The sequence below is a fragment of the Streptomyces sp. SBT349 genome (assembly GCF_001083795.1).
GTDB lineage: Bacteria > Actinomycetota > Actinomycetes > Streptomycetales > Streptomycetaceae > Streptomyces.
The window spans coordinates 1-13,816 of sequence record NZ_LAVK01000033.1 but is presented as its reverse complement, the minus strand read 5'-3'; the positions used below and the strand labels follow the sequence as shown (position 1 = coordinate 13,816).

The 13,816-nt window shown below is 70.5% G+C and carries 10 protein-coding genes; 2 read left to right on the top strand and 8 right to left on the bottom strand.

Annotated elements, in window-relative coordinates; all coding sequences use genetic code 11:
- Positions 1 to 150 precede the first annotated feature (150 nt).
- The 8 genes from ADY01_RS06640 to ADY01_RS06605 form a co-directional block, all read right to left on the bottom strand.
- A complete protein-coding gene (locus tag ADY01_RS06640) occupies positions 151 to 4,239 on the bottom strand; it encodes a ThuA domain-containing protein (RefSeq protein ID WP_049567177.1) in 4,089 nt (1,362 codons plus the stop codon).
- Positions 4,240 to 4,323: 84 nt separating this feature from the next.
- A complete protein-coding gene (locus tag ADY01_RS06635; RefSeq protein WP_049567174.1) occupies positions 4,324 to 5,199 on the bottom strand; it encodes a sugar phosphate isomerase/epimerase family protein in 876 nt (291 codons plus the stop codon).
- A 23-nt stretch (positions 5,200 to 5,222) separates the two neighbouring features.
- Complete coding sequence (locus ADY01_RS06630) at positions 5,223 to 6,008, bottom strand: ABC transporter ATP-binding protein (RefSeq protein WP_078900062.1); 786 nt, start codon at positions 6,006 to 6,008, stop codon at positions 5,223 to 5,225.
- Positions 6,005 to 6,793 carry an ABC transporter ATP-binding protein gene (locus ADY01_RS06625; RefSeq protein WP_049567171.1) on the bottom strand — a complete coding sequence of 263 codons (789 nt, stop codon included), beginning with the start codon at positions 6,791 to 6,793 and terminating at the stop codon, positions 6,005 to 6,007. Before ADY01_RS06625 ends, ADY01_RS06630 begins: the two co-directional genes overlap by 4 nt.
- A 17-nt stretch (positions 6,794 to 6,810) precedes the next feature.
- Positions 6,811 to 8,277 (bottom strand): ABC transporter substrate-binding protein, encoded by a 1,467-nt coding sequence (locus ADY01_RS06620; RefSeq protein WP_078900061.1) that lies wholly within the window; start codon positions 8,275 to 8,277, stop codon positions 6,811 to 6,813.
- Positions 8,274 to 9,344, bottom strand: coding sequence for a branched-chain amino acid ABC transporter permease (locus ADY01_RS06615; protein ID WP_049567165.1), 1,071 nt, complete (start codon positions 9,342 to 9,344; stop codon positions 8,274 to 8,276). The genes ADY01_RS06620 and ADY01_RS06615 overlap by 4 nt, the downstream gene beginning before the upstream one ends.
- The gene (locus ADY01_RS06610; protein WP_049567161.1) at positions 9,341 to 10,414 is read right to left on the bottom strand and encodes a branched-chain amino acid ABC transporter permease; all 1,074 of its coding nucleotides are present in this window, start codon (positions 10,412 to 10,414) and stop codon (positions 9,341 to 9,343) included. The genes ADY01_RS06615 and ADY01_RS06610 overlap by 4 nt, the downstream gene beginning before the upstream one ends.
- A 292-nt stretch (positions 10,415 to 10,706) precedes the next feature.
- On the bottom strand, positions 10,707 to 11,801 hold the full coding sequence (locus ADY01_RS06605) for a Gfo/Idh/MocA family protein (RefSeq protein ID WP_199826179.1): 1,095 nt from the start codon (positions 11,799 to 11,801) through the stop codon (positions 10,707 to 10,709).
- A gap of 118 nt (positions 11,802 to 11,919) precedes the next feature.
- Between ADY01_RS06605 and ADY01_RS06600 the strand changes: the two genes are divergently transcribed.
- Together ADY01_RS06600 and ADY01_RS06595 are read left to right on the top strand one after the other, a co-directional pair.
- Positions 11,920 to 13,086 (top strand): xylose operon transcription regulator XylR, encoded by a 1,167-nt coding sequence (locus tag ADY01_RS06600; RefSeq protein ID WP_199826178.1) that lies wholly within the window; start codon positions 11,920 to 11,922, stop codon positions 13,084 to 13,086.
- A 139-nt stretch (positions 13,087 to 13,225) separates the two neighbouring features.
- Positions 13,226 to 13,804: a dihydrofolate reductase family protein gene (locus ADY01_RS06595; protein ID WP_049567152.1), complete on the top strand. Its 579-nt coding sequence runs from the start codon at positions 13,226 to 13,228 to the stop codon at positions 13,802 to 13,804.
- Positions 13,805 to 13,816 lie beyond the last annotated feature (12 nt).

Below are 13,816 nucleotides of genomic sequence, written 5' to 3'. Positions count from 1 at the left end.
ACGGCGGTTCGGTGGCGGTCTGCCGAGCCGCGCACGGCACCTGCCGGGCGGACTGGACGTGGGTTCCGGCGGAGAACGACGGGACACGTGGGTCGGGTGACCCGGGGGCGGTCGTCGCCCCGGGCCACCCGAGTGTGAAGGGGGAGCCGGTCAGGACGCCACAGGGCCCCTTCCGACGGTGCTGCGGGCCGCGGCCCGGTTGATCTCGCGGGCCTCGCGGCGCGTGATCACGTCCTCGTCCACGAGCCGGCCGGTCACCTCCCGCACGTGCTCGACGAACCGGCCGTGGTTGCCCCAGGTCTGCTCGTCGAGGATGAGGTCGTTGATCGTGCATCCGTCGCCGGTGTCGCGGTTCGGCACCCGGCTGTCGACGTCGCCCGTGACCACGGTGGCCCGCGAGTCCGGATCGGAGCACGAGGGCGGATCGACGATCTCCCCCTCGGCGAACTCCATCCAGTTCACCCGCGCCTGGCCGTCCGGGAAGACGAGGTACAGCGCGAACGTCCCCTCGGTCGGGCTCAGGTCGAACGTCACGTTCTGCCAGGTCGCGGCGGACTCGGCGATGGCGACGCGTGCGTCGTTGCCCTGTCCGGAGGAGTCCACGGCGGTGGGGCCGCCGTCCTCGTCGAACTGGTACCAGGCGACATCGCCGCCGCCCAGGTCGCCGCCACCGGGGTCGGCGGTCAGCGACCGGATCTCGTCCGGCGTCAGGGCGCGGTCGAAGATGCTGAAGTCGTCGACCGCGCCGTCGAGCAGCGGGTCGGCGGTCCACTGCGAGTCACCGATCCAGTTCTGCTCCGTCCGGCCCAGGTCCGACGGGGTCAGCGTCATGTCGTCGTTGGTCCCGACCGGCTCGCCGTTCAGGTACAGCGTTCCGGTGGTGCCCGACAGGCTGACCGCGACATGCTGCCAGCCGTCGGTGGGCAGCGGCTGCGAGCCGTTGATCCGCTGCTCGCCGGAGCCGGTCGTGATCGCGAACCTGAGGTTGCCGTCGTCACCGGCGCCCGGGGTCAGGAACATGGAGGTGTCGGTCCCGGAGCCGAAGTCGAAGATCCTCGCCCAGGACTGGTCGCCGGCCCAGTTCACCCAGGTCGAGATGGTGAAGTCCTCGACGCCGCTGACGACGCCTGCCGGCAGTTCCACGTTCTCCAGCTGGCTCGTGCCGCCCAGCCGGACGGCGTTGCCGAAGCCCTCCGGGCCTTCCGCCCGCGGTACCTCGACGTCGCCCTCGATCCGAGCGGTGCCCAGCAGCTCGCCGTCGGGCGCGTCGCGCCGCACCTCGACCGTGGCGTCCTCGGCCGCCGACGCTCGCAGCGTCATCTCACCGATGCCGTCGAGATTGTAGGGCTCGTAGGACGACCAGGCGCCGCCCTGACCGGTGATCGCCTCGCCTCCCCCGGTCTCCTCATCGTTCGCCTCGCCGCTTCCGACCTCCGACGCGTCACCGAAGTGCTCCACCTCTTTCCGCTTCTGCTGGAGGAAATGAGTCACGCCGCCGATCAGCTCCGGCGAACCGGCCACGCCACCGAGGTCGGTGTAACTGGCCGTCACCGTCAGCGAGATGTCGGCGGCATCGCCGTGCTCCGCATCGCTCTGGGTGACGAGCACGCCCTCGCAGCCGGTCTGCGCCTGGCCCGGGTGCACGTGGGCGTTACCGCCCTCATCGTGGTAGAGACCCTGCTGGACGGTGACGCGCTCGCAGTCGATCGCGTCCCCCGAACCGTCCTCGGCATCCGCCACCGAGACCCTGAAGGGGATCTCGTCACCCCAGTCGAAGACCTGGCCGTCGTGCGGAAGCTCGATGGACACCTCGGGGCGGGTGTTCCCCGCCGTGATGGCGAGATGGGAACTGCTGGAGCGCCCCGACGGGTCGGTGACGGTCAACCGTGCGCTGTACTCGCCCGGTTCGGTGTAGGTGTGGGTCGGGTCGGGCTCGTCCGACGTCGTGCCGTCGCCGAGGTCCCAGGCGTACGTCAGCTCGTCGCCGTCCGGGTCGTGGCTGCCCTCGCTGGAGAACGCGACCTCCAGCGGCGCGGGGCCGGAGTCGCGGTCGGAGCCGGCCTCCGCGACGGGGGTGCGTGCCCCGTCGGTGTAGTTGATCTTGTAGAGGCCGGAGTCCGGGTTGACGTTCTCCCCTCCGTAGTTGAAGTCCATGCCCCACTCGATCAGGTACATGGCTCCGTCGGGACCGAACTCCATGTCGTGCGGGCTGCGGAAGAGCGTGCTCGGCATGAACTGCTCGATGCTCTCGTAGTCGCCGTTCTCGTCGACCCTGAGCGCGCCGATCCACTTCCGGGACCACTCCATGACGAACACCGCGTCGTCGTAGTGCTCCGGGAACTGACCGTCGCCCAGCAGCCCTTCCTCGTAGTGGTAGACGTCACCGGCGTAGGCGGAGCGCCCGCCGCCCTCCGGGATCTCCGGGAATTCGGGCGACTCCCCGTACGGGTACCAGAGGAACGCGTCCTTGGCCGGCGGCACGACATCGAGGCCGGTGTTGAACGGGGAGTCGTTGGCCGGGCCGTTCTGGCAGTCGAAGGACTCCCCCGGGGTGCTGGTGGCGAAGTCCCATTCCCGGTAGGGCTGGTTGTCGGCGATGCAGTACGGCCAGCCGTAGTTGCCGGCCTCCCGGATCTGGTTCCACTCGTCGTAGCCGCGCGGGCCCCGGTCGGGGTCGTCGCTGCCCGCGTCGGGACCCACCTCGCCGGCGTAGATCCAGCCGGTCTCGTCGTCCACGGCGATGCGGAACGGGTTGCGGTGACCCATCGTGTAGATCTCGGCCCGGGTGTCCTCGGTGCCCGGCGGGAACAGGTTGCCTTCGGGAATCGAGTAGGTGCCGTCGTCCTCGGGGGTGATCCGCAGGATCTTGCCCCGCAGGTCGTTGGTGTTGCCCGAGGTGCGCCGCGCGTCGTAGGCGTGCTGGGCGTCCTCGCTGGTGTGCTGGTCGTGGACGCGGCCGTCGATCGGGGCGAAGCCGTCCGAGGCGAAGTGCGCGGTGTCGTCGCCGGTGGAGATGAGGAGCTCGCCGTTCGGGCTGAACGTCATCGAGCCGGCGGAGTGGCAGCACACCTCCCGCTGGTGGGGGATCTCCAGCAGGACGTGTTCGGACTCCATGTCCAGGGTGGCGCCGTCGAGGGTGAACCGGGCGACGTGCTGCACCTCGGGAGACGGCGCGCTGTAGAAGAGGTAGAGCCACTGGTTCGTCTCGAAGTCCGGGTCGAGGGCGATGCCCAGCAGCCCGTTCTCGTTGCCCCGGTGGACCGGGATCTCCCCGGCGACCTCCACGCCGCCGGTCTCGGGGTCCCAGATCTTCACCGCGCCGCCCAGTTCGACGTAGAAGACCCGCCCATCGGGGGCGACGGCCAGCTCCATCGGGTTGGCGGTGTTGTCGTCCAGCGCGACCTTCTCGAACGAGGACTCCGTGGGGATCCCCTCCCGCGGCTCTCCGCAGTCACCCTCGGCGGCGCCCGCCGCCCACTGGATGCCCCCGAGGATGTGCCGGCGCAGCAGTGGTTCGTCGTAGTGCTCCGGCTGGTGGCCGAGCGCCGAGTACCAGGTGCGGCCGCCGTCGAAGTCGGAGCACCAGGCGATCGGGTGGTCGTCACCCATCGCGTCGGGGCCCGGGGCGTACGTGGTCTCGTCCAGCGTGGCGAGCACGTGGACCTTCTCCCGCGGGTTGGCGGTGAAGTTGTACCACTCGTCCTCGCGGACCCATTCGGCCGGCAGGTCGGCGGTGGACGGATGCGTGGCGTCCTCGACGCGCACCGTCGCTTCCTGGAACTGGTCGGCGCCCGAGGGATGGCTGCCGAAGAAGGCGCCGCCCATCAGGTCGGACCACCAGGGCCAGTCCGTCTTGTCCATGTTCGACGCCGAATGCAGTCCGGCGAATCCACCGCCGGCCTGGATGTAGCGCTCGAAGGCGTGCCGCTGCTCGGTGTCGAGGGTGTTCTCCCCGTCGGTGTAGAAGACGATGGCCGCGTACTGCGCCAGTCCCTCGTCCGTGAAGACCGAGGCGTCCTGCGTCTCGGTCACCGAGAAGCCGTTCTCCTGGCCCAGTTCCTCGACAGCGGTGATGGCCGCCGGGATCGATTCGTGCCGGAATCCGGTCGTCTTGTGGAAGAACAGGACGTTGTAACCCTGTTCGGTGTCCTGCGCGACGCTGGTGGAAACTCCTGGGAGGAAAGAGATCAGGAATGCCGCCACCACCGTGAACAGCGCGCGGCGTTGGAGTCTTCGCATGGTTTTCTCCATGACTTCGACGCGAATGCGGATCGATGATTGACTGATGGCCGAACGCGAGCGTCCCGGCGGAGTGCCCCGCGGCTACCGCCCGCCTCCCTCCCCCGCGATGCCGGTGAGGAAGGACAGCCCGTCGATGGCGATGGCGTCCTGGCTCGGCGCCAGCGACCGCCAGATCGAGGCGGCCGTCGCCACCGTCTCGTTGTCCCCGGTGAAGGTCTCGATCACGAGCGGGCCCTCGTACCCGGCCGCGTCCAGGGCCGCGACGATGCCCGGCCAGTCGAGGTGGTCGGCGCCCGGCGCGCCCCGGTCGTTGGCGGCGACCTGGACGTGGGCGATCCGGCCCGTGGCCTTCCGGACGGCCTCCGGGATGCTCCGCTCCTCGATGTTCATGTGGAAGAGGTCCAGGCCCACTCCCCAGCCTTCGGGCGGCAGGCCCGCCAGGGCGTCGAGCACCTGGTCGACGGTGTTGATGAGGCTCGTCTCGTACCGGTTGAGGGGCTCGACCGCGATCCTGACGCCGGCGTCCGCCGCGTGCGAGCACACCGGCGCCAGGCTGTCCCTGAGCTGCTCGTAGCAGGCGTGCCGCTCCGCCTCGGTCATGCGCCAGGTACGTCCCACCGACGCGTAGGCCGGGCCGGCGACCACCGGCGAGGACACGGCGGACGCCGCGTCCACCACGTGCCGCAGGTAGTCACGGGTGGCCCTGAGCGTCGCCCGGTCGGCCGCCACCAGCTCGCGTCCCGGCGCCATCGCCAGGACGACCGTGGCCGACAGGCCGAGCGAGTCGAGCAGCCGCGCCGCGCGGCGGGGGTCCCAGTCGCCCACGTTCTCGACCGGGAGCTCGATCACGTCGAAGCCCCACTCCCGCACGCGCGGCGCCAGTTCGGCCAGCCGCTGGTCGGTCAGGGGTGAGGTCCACACCCATGTGCTGACTCCGAACGTCCTCTTCGCCCTCATCGCTGTCATCGCTGTCATCGCTGTCATCGGTCCTCCCGGTCCTCGCCGTTCCGCTTCCTGGATCGCCCCTCGCCGTTGGAGGTGGGCGCATCGGCGTCCGCGCCGACGCCGAGGTACCTGCGCTGGAGGTCCGGCCGGGCCAGCAGCTCGTCGCCGGTGAACTCGGCCTCGATCCGGCCCGACACCATGACGAGCTGGCGCCGTGCCATCCGGACCGCCGCGCGCAGGTTCTGCTCGACGACGAGCACGGCCACCCCCTCGTCGACCAGGTGGTGGACGGCGTCGACCAGGACGTCGACGATGGTCGGGGCCAGCCCTTCGGACGGCTCGTCCATCACGATCAGGCGGGCGTTCAGCAGGAGCGCCCGCCCGACGGCGAGCATCTGCTGCTCGCCGCCCGAGAGAGCGGCGCCGCCGTGTCTCCTCCGCTGGGCGAGCCGCGGGAACAGGTCGTAGACCGCCTCGGGGGTCCACCGCTTCCCGCGTGCTCTGCGGGCCAGCATCGCGAGGTGCTCATCGACGGTCAGCGATGGGAAGAGCCGCCGGCCCTGCGGGACATAGGCGATACCGGCGCCGGCGATCCTCTCCGGTGCCCGGCCCGACAGCCCCTCGCCCCGCAGCAGGATCTCTCCGTCCGACACGGGCAGGAACCCGACCAGGGTGTCGCAGAGCGTGGTCTTCCCCATGCCGTTGCGGCCGACGATCCCGACCGCCTCGACTCCCATGCTGAAGCTCAGGTCCTCCAGGACCACGGACGCCCCGTAGCCGGCCCGCAGCCGGCGGACGTCGAGAAGGGGTGCGGTGCTCATGCCGGCGCCTCCGTGCCCAGATAGATCCGGTGGACGCGCGGATCGCGGCGGACCTGTTCGGGGGTGCCGGCCGTGACCCGCTCGCCGTCGGCCATCACCACCACCCGTTGGGCGACGCGGAACGCCACGTCCATGTCGTGCTCGATGAGCAGCAGGGTCAGGTCCGCGTCGAAGGACTCCAGCAGCTCGACCAGCCGTTCGCGCTCGCCCCGCGACAGGCCGGACGCCGGTTCGTCGAGCAGCATCACGTCCGGTCGCGTGGCGATGGCCATGCCGAGTTCGAGCTGGCGCTGCTGCCCGTGGGCCAGCTCCCCGGCCACGGCGTCGAGCTGCCCCGACAGCCAGACCCGGTCGGCCACCTCGGCGGCCTCCTCGTCCGTCCGCCGGTCGGCGGAGGACCGCCACAGCGCCCAGTGGCGGCCTCGGTGGCCGGTGAGCGCGAGATAGATGTTCTCCCGCACCGTGAGGCCGGCCAGCGCCCGCGCCTTCTGGTACGTCCGTGCGACGCCGAGCCGGGGCCGGTACCGCGAGGGCCGGTGGACGCACTCGACGCCCTTGATGAGGACGGAGCCCTCGGCCGGCGTCACGTCACCGGCGATCACGTTGAACAGCGTGCTCTTGCCGGCTCCGTTCGGTCCGATGATCGCCAGTCGCTCGCCCGGCGCGATATCCAGATCGATACCGCGCAGGGCGAGCAGGCCACCGAACGCCACCGTGACCGCGCGGACCCGCACGACCGGCGTCGGGCCGTCCGGCTCGGACGGCGCGGTGCTGGGGTGAGGCATGCCGGGGACCTCCTGTCTCAGCTCTGGGGGACGCCGTCGACGACAGGGACGGCCTGTCCCTCCCAGGGCAGGTCCCGCTCCTCGCACGCGGGGAAGTCCCGCCCCGGCGACGGCGTGTCCGGGCTGAACGTGCCGCCGAAGGACTGGTCGACGCCGGGCACGATGGCCACGGTCTCCTGGACGATCTCGCCGTCGTCGTCCACCGCGAGGCGGGAGAGCCCGACGTCCACGAGGCCGCTGTTGTTCTCGTCCAGGCTGATGTCGCCGTAGGGCAGGTCGAGCGTGAGGCCGGAGATCGCCGACTGGAACGCCTCGGTGTCGGAGATGTCGCCGTCGACCGACTCCAGGGCCTCGACCAGCGCCACGCCGGCCGTGTAGTAGCCGTAGAAGAATCCGAAGGCGGCGGCGGTCGAGGGCGGGGCGGGCTCGTTGCCGCTCAGCGATCCGGGGATGCTCTCCCACGTCGCGTCGGCGGCGGCCAGGTACTCCTCGATCTCCGGGGTCCGGACGTCGCCCGGCAGCGTGGCGAAGCCGCCGATGTGCGCACCGGCGATGTCGCTTCCGAGCGCCTGCGCCAGGTCGGGGTTGAAGAAGAAGTTGCCCGCGTGCTGGTCGCCGGTCAGGTCGCCCTTGGAGTTGATGAACGCCTCCAGCGCGGACTGCGTCCCGGTGCCGCCCACGGCCCAGAAGTAGCCGTCCACCTCGTCCGGGTTCGGGAGCTGGGCGATGTAGGAGGAGTAGTCCGTGGTGCCCAGCGGCGGGAAAACGCGGTGGGTCACCTCGCCGCCGACGGCGCAGAAGTCGGCGACGAAGCCGGCCGCCGACGTGTGGCCGAAGCTGTAGTCGTCGGCGATGACCGCGACCCTCCGCCAGCCCTGCTCGTTGTACAGCAGGTCGCCGAGGCCGGCGTTCCAGATCGCGCCGTCGCCGTAGAAGCGGAAGTAGTTCGGCGCCCGGACCTGAAGGGTCTGCTCCTGCGAGCCCGATATGCCGGCGAACACCGTGATGCCGGGATGGGCCGCCGCGTACTCGGCCACGGCGATGCCCTCGTCGCCGGAGAGCGGGCCGATGATGACGTTGGCCCCCCTCTGCTCCACCAGGCGGCGCACCTCCTGGAGGATGCGGTCGGCGGTGTCGTCGCCACAGCCGACGCCGACGAGTTCGATGGGGGTCCCGGCGGCCTCCGCGTCGCTGAAGCCGTCCAGCGCGCTGGTGGACGAGTTCGGGGTGGCTCCGGCGAACCGGGCCAGGGCGAGCGTCGTGCCGGCGACGACATCCTCGTGGAAGCCGCCGAACGGGCCCTCGCACTGGCCGAGGATCCCCAGCCGGACGCCGTCGCCGTCCGTGGCGGCCGTCGCCCCCGCCCCCTGCTGGTCGGCGGGCAGCCCCGCCGAGTCGTCGCCGCCACTGCATCCGGCGGTCACCAGTGCCAGGACCGCCGTCATCGAGAGCACCGGTGCCGTTCGCCGTCTCATTCCGCTCATGTCCGTGTTCCTCCGCTTTCCTTCGCTCGCTTGCCGGCGGACGGGGATCCGCCGGTGGCCGGTGCCGGCGTCGTGGTGGTGCGGGCCCCGGCGCGGCGGCGCAGCCGCTGGGCGATTCCGGTGAGCCCCTCGGGGGAGAGCACCATGATCATGAGGACGATCACGCCGATCACGGTGTTGAACCGGGCCTCGGTGATGCCGATCCCGTCGATCAGCGGCAGGTCCCGCAGGTAGGTGAAGATCCACACGTAGACGAAGGCCCCGAGCCAGGCGCCCTCGAAGGACGTGATGCCACCGATCACCGCGATGATCAGCAGGATCAGCGTGGGGCCCGTCGCGATCGACGCCGGATCGATCTGGCCGTTCCACCACACGTTGAGCAGCCCGCTCAGGCCGGCCACGAACCCGGCCAGGGTGAACGCCAGCGTCCGGTGGAGCCGCACGTTGAACCCCAGCGAGGCCATCCGCAGCGGATCGTCGCGGACGCCTCGCAGCGCCCGGCCGAACGCGGTCCGCCCGGCCGCCCGGAAGCCGAGGTAGGCCAGCGCGGAGAGCACCAGGCCCGCGTAGTAGAGCCGGACCGGCGGCCCCAGGAGATCCGGTCGCCGGATGCTGGTGATGCCCCCCGGCCCGGAGATCTCGACGATCTGGGCGAACACGAAGTAGCCGATGACGGCGTAGACCAGCGTGAGCATGAGGAAGTAGAGCCCGGTGGTCCGGCTGGCGATCGCCCCGAGGGCGAACGCCACCGCGAGGGTCACCAGGAGGGCGAACCCGACCGCCACCCAGGGGGGCCAGCCCAGGTTCAGGCCGCGCGACCCGGTCTCCTGGGCCGCGTTGCCGAACATGAACCCGGCGACTCCGAACAGCAGGAACTGCGCGAGCGAGGTCATGCCCCCGTACGTGGCGAGGAACACGATCGTCGAGGCGGCCAGCCCGAGGATGAGGGTCTGCGTCATGACGAAGTTGACGAAGAACGCCGTCGCCAGCTGCGGCAGGAGCAGCAGGAGAAGCACCAGCGCGGCGGCGAGCAGGTTGCCCGGGGTCAGCAGGCGGCGCGGAGTCATGCCGGCCTCCCGAAAAGGCCGTAGGGCCGGATGGCCAGGACCAGCGCCAGCAGGGCGAAGGTCACGATGATCGCGTAGTAGGAATACTCGCTCGGCAGGTAGACGGGGGAGAACGCGACGACGACGCCGTACAGCAGCGAACCGGCGGCGGCGCCCTTGAGCGAGCCCAGGCCGCCGACGATGACGACGATGAGCGCGTTCAGCAGCCAGCTCCCGTCGATCCCGGGCGCGGCTCCCGCGAACGAGGCCCCGAGCACGCCGCCCACGCCGGTGAGGAAGGAGCCGACGAGGAACGTGATCGCGAAGACCAGGCGGATGTTGATGCCGAGTGCGCGCACCATCTGGCGGTCGTCGACGCCGGCCCGGATCACCATCCCCATGCCCGTCCTGGTCAGCCAGAGCCACAGCAGGACGCCGACCAGCACGGCCACGCCGAGGATGAACACGCGGGTGAGGGCGTACCGCTCCCCCGCCACCGAGAAGAAGTGACTGACCGCGCCGGGCCAGACCATCGTCTGGGCCAGCCCGCCGAACTCCCGCAGCATCTGGTCGGCCAGGACGACCGTGAGGGCGAGCGTCATCAGCGCCTGGCGCAGCTCCTGACCCTCGTTCCACTGGAGGAAGAGCTGCTGGATCAGCAGCCCGAGAACCGCGGCGACGCCCGCGCCGACCAGCATCGGCACCAGCCAGTCCAGCATCCCGACGTGCGCCGGCTCGATGTTGCGGGATCGGCCGACCATCGCCTCCTGCGTCCGGATGGCTATGTAGGCGGCCAGCAGGAACAGCGAGCCGTGCGCCATGTTCACCGTGCGCATCAGCCCGAAGATCAGGGTGAAGCCGGACGCCGCGACGAACAGGAGCCCGGCGAACGTGACCGCGTCGAGCGCCGTGACGAGGAACGTGCCGGGGTTGTCCGTAGCCGGCCCGGCCGGGGTGCCGTCGGCGAAGAAGGCCACCCAGAGCGCGGCGGCGGCGACGGCCAGGGCGACGGCCAGGACCGGGAGCCTGCGGAGCTCCGCGCGGCGCCTCCTCGTGGCGGCTGCCGGGAGCTGCCGCGGGGGCGCGGTCATGGGGACCCCGTCGGCGGGTGTCCCGGTGCTCCCCGCTCGGGTGTCATCGTGGATCGCCTCCGGGGATCGATCTGGGCAGGACTCATCCGTTCCTCCGCTGTCGCGCGCCAGGACCTGGCGCGTGTTCTCCGTCGTCGCGACGTCGTCACGGGCGTGGATCGCGCCACCTGGTCCGGCGGTCGGGGCCCGGCGGCGGGGAAGGGCTGATCCGGAACCGCTCAGGCGGTCGGCCCCTCACCTCGCGGACGGCCCGCTCGCGGGACCCGCCGCGCCGTCACGGACGCCCTCGCCGTCACCCCGTGACCCGTTCGTAGTCGGGGATCAGGACCCGTGCACCCCCGCTCATGGCTGATTCGTGCGCGCAGATGCCCACCGAGGTCCAGTTCGCAGCGGTGACCTCGTCGATCGCGGACGCGCGGTCCTCGACGATGCTCCGGAGGAACTCGTGCGCCAGATGCGGATGTGATCCTCCGTGGCCGCTCCCCTGGGTGAAGGAGAGGTGCTCGTGGTCGTCGTCGTAGACGCCACGCGTCGTGAACGGGGCGATCTCGGGCGGCAGTCGGTGCGGGAAGTCGGGGATCTCGACCGGCGCCGGGATCTCGCCGGTGTGCAGCACGTGCCCCGAACCCTGGGTCTGCTCCCACTCGAAGCTGGCGCGGTCGCCGAACACCGTGAAGCTCTCGACGTACTCGCGAGCCGTCTCGAACAGGAAGCGCGCGATCTCCGCGCCCACCGGCGAGTCACGGAGGGTGAGCAGGGCGCTCTCCACGGCGAACGGCGATCCGTATCTGCCGGTGAGGTCCGGCGAGATACGGCCCGACCCGATACAGACGACGCTCTCCGCCAACGCGCCGGCGAGACTGAGTACGGGGCTCACCGCGTGCGTCGCGTAATGCATGGGCGGCAGACCTTCCCAGTATCCGGGCCAGCCGGCCATTTCCTGGTAATGGGCTCCGCGAAGGAACTGGATACGGCCCAGGGTGCCGTTGTCCAGGAGATCCCGGACATGCAGGAACTCGCGGGAGTAGACGACCGTCTCCATCATCATGTACTTCTTGCCCGATTCCCGGACCGCGGCCACGATGGACCGACACTCGTCAAGTGTCGTGGCCATCGGCACCGTGCACGCGACGTGCTTGCCGGCCCGGAGCGCCGATACCGTGTGCTCGGCATGGTGGGGAATCGGGGTGTTGATGTGCACGGCGTCGATTTCGGGATCGCGCAGCATTTCCTCGTAGCTGGTGAACCGGCCGGGGACACCGAAGCGGTCGGCGATCTCGTTCAGGGCGGCCTCGGAGCGTTGACAGACGGCCATCAACTCGGCGTCGGGATGGGCTTGATAGATGGGGATGAACTCGGCACCGAAACCGAGCCCGGCAATCGCCATCCGCACTCTCTGTGTCATCGTTTCGACCTCCCAAGGCAATGCCAGGCTACGGACGGAGGCGCGATCAAGCCATGTGTAATTCAGCAGTCTGACTTAGAATTTTTACATGCCTGCCCTGATGACTCGTCACGTAGCGTTGCTGGTCGAAACCTCGAACGCGTACGCCCGCGGAGTGCTGGTGGGCGTGAAGAAGTACGTCGAGGCCCACCCGGGCTGGTCGATGTACCTCGCCGAGCACAGCCGCCACGAGACCGATTTCTCGTGGCTCGAAGGCTGGCACGGCCACGGTCTGCTGGCCCGCATCGAGAGCGTCGAGACGGCGCGGTTCATCCGGCGACTCGGCCTCCCCGCGGTCGATCTGAGCGCGGCCCGGCTGGTGCCCGAACTGCCCGGCGTCGAGACCGACGACGGCACGATCGCACGGTGGGCGGTCCAGCACTTCGAGGAACGGGGCCTGCGGCACTTCGCCTACTGCGGGGACGAACGTTTCGGCTGGTCGCTCAAGCGCGGCGCCTGGTTCGCGGAGCACGTGCGCCAGCGCGGTCTGACCTCGCGGGAGTTCCGCATGAAGCCGTCGGGGATGCGCGCCGCCGACCGCGAGCTCCTCGCGGAGTGGCTCACGAGTCTCCCCAAACCGGTGGGCGTGCTGGCCTGTTACGACATCGCGGGTCAGGAGGTGCTGGAGGCATGCAAGATTGCCGAGCTGGCGGTACCCGACTCGGTCGCCGTCATCGGCGTGGACAACGACGACCTCATCGGCAACCTCACGTCGCCCCCGCTGTCGAGCATCGAGCCCGACGCGACGAGGACGGGGTACCTCGCCGCCGAGCTCCTGGACCTCATGATGCAGGGGCGGTCCCTCGAACCGGGGCTGCGGCTGATCGAACCGACCCGGCTCGTCGCCCGGCAGTCCTCGGACATCCTCGCCGTGGACGATCCACTCGTCGCCGAGGCCCTGCGGTTCATCCGTGACCACTCGGACCGGAATCTCGCGGTCGCCGCCGTGCTCCGGCACGTCGGGCTCTCGCGGCGGGCGCTCGACCACCGATTCGTGCGGCTGCTGGGCCGAACGGTCCACGGCGAGATCGTGCGCGTCCGGGTGGGCCACGTCGCCGAACTGCTGTCCTCGACGGACTGGACGCTCCAGCAGATCGCGGAGCGGCTCAGCTTCAGTCACCCGGAGTACATGAGCGTCGTGTTCAAGAAGCACACCGGCAAGTCGCCCGGCCAGTACCGTCGGGCGGTGAGCGGGTCCGTCGCACGTCAGGCGTTCTGGCAGGAGTGACCGCGCCGGCACGGCCGCCGAAGCCCCTGGGGCGCGCGTCCGGGGCGGCCGGACTCCATGAGTCCAACGGCGATGAGTCCGGGCGTGGTTGCCGGTCTCCATTCCCGACAGGCGTTCCACCGCACTCGGGGAGAGCATCATGACCGCTGCCTACACCTTCGACGTCTTCTCCAGCCTCGACGGCTTCGGCGCCGCCGGTGGCGACTGGACCGGCTACTGGGGCAAGCAGGGCCCCGAGCTCCTCGGCCACCGCCTCGCCCTGTACGGCGAGGAGCAGCGGATGGTCCTCGGGGCCACCACCTACCGGGCGTTCGCGCGGATGCTGGCGTCGAGCACCGAGGGGGCCGAGGTGCGCGACCCATGGGTCACGCGGATGAGGAGCCTGCCGGCGACGGTGGTGTCGACCACCCTGGAAGGGCCTCTCGACTGGCCGGACGCCACCCTCGTGAGCGGCGATGCCGTCGAGGTCGTCGCCCGGCTCAAGGAGGAGTCCGAGGTGCCGCTGCGCTCGCACGGCAGCCTGTCGATGAACCGGGCGCTGATGGCCGCCGGCCTGGTCGACCGCGTCCAGGTGACGCTCTTCCCCGTGATCACCGGCCGGAGCGGGCTGGACCCGGTCTTCCATGGGGCGGCCGACTTCGACCTCGAACTGATCGAGCACCGGACGCTCGACGGCCACATCCAGGAGCTCGTCTACCGGCCCACCCCGCACGCCTGAGCCCACCCACGC